Below are 1,773 nucleotides of genomic sequence, written 5' to 3'. Positions count from 1 at the left end.
GGGTGTGCAGCTTTTGCGGATCGAAGAACTGCCCGGTCGCTTTGTTACGCACAAAGGCGTCGCCCTCCCAGGAGTCCCACAGCCCTTTCACCACGTCAAGATATTCGTCGGCAATGCGGTAACGCAGGGCGTGCTCCGGGTGCTTATCCCGGGAGAAATTTTTTGCTGACCCCTCCAGCGGCGAAGTGACCACATTCCAGCCCGCCCGGCCATGGCTCAGGTGATCGAGGCTGGCGAACTGGCGCGCCACGGTGAACGGCTCGCTGTAGGAGGTAGATAATGTCCCCACCAGCCCCAACCGGGAGGTGACGGTCGCCAGCGCCGACAGCACGGTCAGGGGCTCAAAGCGGTTGAGAAAATGCGGGATCGACTTCTCGTTGATGTAGAGGCCATCCGCAACAAAGATAAAGTCGAGCTTGCCCGCTTCGGCCTTCAGGGCCGTCTCTTTGACGAAATCAAAATTGATGCTGGCATCGGCGATTGCTGCCGGGTGGCGCCAGGCCGACATATTCCCCGACGCGCCATGCAATATCGTGCCCAGACGCAGCTGTCGTGTTGCGGACATATTCACTCCTTACCCTTAAAGTTGATTCAGTGCTTTTTCTGCAAGCCGGGCGAAATAGCGCGCGGCGGGTGCGATGAGGGCTTCGTCCGGGTTAAAGGCCGGATGATGCAATCCATAGGGGCTGGCGCTGCCGATGCTGACGAAGGCACCGGGGATCTGCTGGAGGTAGACGGCGAAATCCTCCCCGCCCATATGCAGTTCCGCCTGCTGCGTCTCGTAGCCGGTCTCCCGCGCCACCGAGGTGGCAAACTCGGCCCAGGTGGCGTCGTTGACCAGCGCGGTAGGCCCGGCATACCAGGTGATGTCGATCTGCGCGTTAAAAGCGCTGGCGAATCCGGCGGCGATCTCAGCTACCCGGACCTTTACGTTCTGCTGCACTTCGGTGCGATGGGTGCGCAGGGTCCCTTCCAGCTCGACGTTCTCCGGCAGCACGTTCCAGGTATTTCCCCCGGTAATGCGCGTCACGCTCAGTACCACCGAGTCGAGGGTGTTAACGTTGCGGCTGGCAACGCTTTGCAGGGCCGTCACCAGCTGGCTGGCGGTCACGATGGCGTCGTGACCTTCATGAGGACGGGCGGCGTGAGCGCCTTTACCGGTAATGCGCAACACGAAACGGTCGACGTTGGCGTAGAACGGGCCGCCGCGGGTAGCAAAGTGTCCGACCGGCAGACCGGGTTCGTTATGCATGCCGAAGATGGCGCTGATGTCGCGCAGGGCACCAGCGCGCACCAGGCTTTTGGCCCCACCAAAGTTCTCCTCCGCGGGCTGGAACAGGATCCGCACCCGGCCATTGAGCGCCTCTTCCCGCGCTTTCAGCTGCAAGGCCGCGCCGAGGATCACGCTGGTGTGAATGTCATGGCCGCAGGCGTGCATCACCCCGGCACGCCGGGAGGTGAACGCCACCCCGCTGCGCTCCTCAATCGGCAGGGCGTCGATATCGGCGCGCAGGGCAATCTGTTTTTCACCCCTCCCCACCTCGGCGACCACGCCGGTTTGCAGGTCATAGGGCAGGATGGCGATCCCGGCATCACCCAGCCACTGGCGCAGACGGGCGGTGGTCTGGACTTCTTCCCCGGAGAGTTCCGGGTTCTGGTGCAGCTCGCGGCGCCAGGCGATCAGCTGTTGCTCCAGGCTCATACCGCCACCTCCCGTTGCTGGCGGGCCTGGGCCAGCAGGCGCAGGGACTGCACCCGCGCAGCGCCGTCGGC

The 1,773-nt window shown here is 63.5% G+C and carries 2 protein-coding genes; both read right to left on the bottom strand.

The window, feature by feature from the left end:
• The coding region (locus WFM46_RS23655; protein WP_336998714.1) for an LLM class flavin-dependent oxidoreductase at nucleotides 1–565 on the bottom strand (565 nt) is incomplete at its 3' end.
• Between the two features lie 15 nt (nucleotides 566–580).
• Nucleotides 581–1,702, bottom strand: coding sequence for an amidohydrolase (locus WFM46_RS23650; protein ID WP_336998713.1), 1,122 nt, complete (start codon nucleotides 1,700–1,702; stop codon nucleotides 581–583).
• Nucleotides 1,703–1,773 lie beyond the last annotated feature (71 nt).

Source organism: Leclercia sp. M50 (assembly GCF_037150775.1).
GTDB lineage: Bacteria > Pseudomonadota > Gammaproteobacteria > Enterobacterales > Enterobacteriaceae > Enterobacter.
Note: the sequence above shows the minus strand (reverse complement) of the source record. Positions and strands in the feature narration are given on the sequence as shown.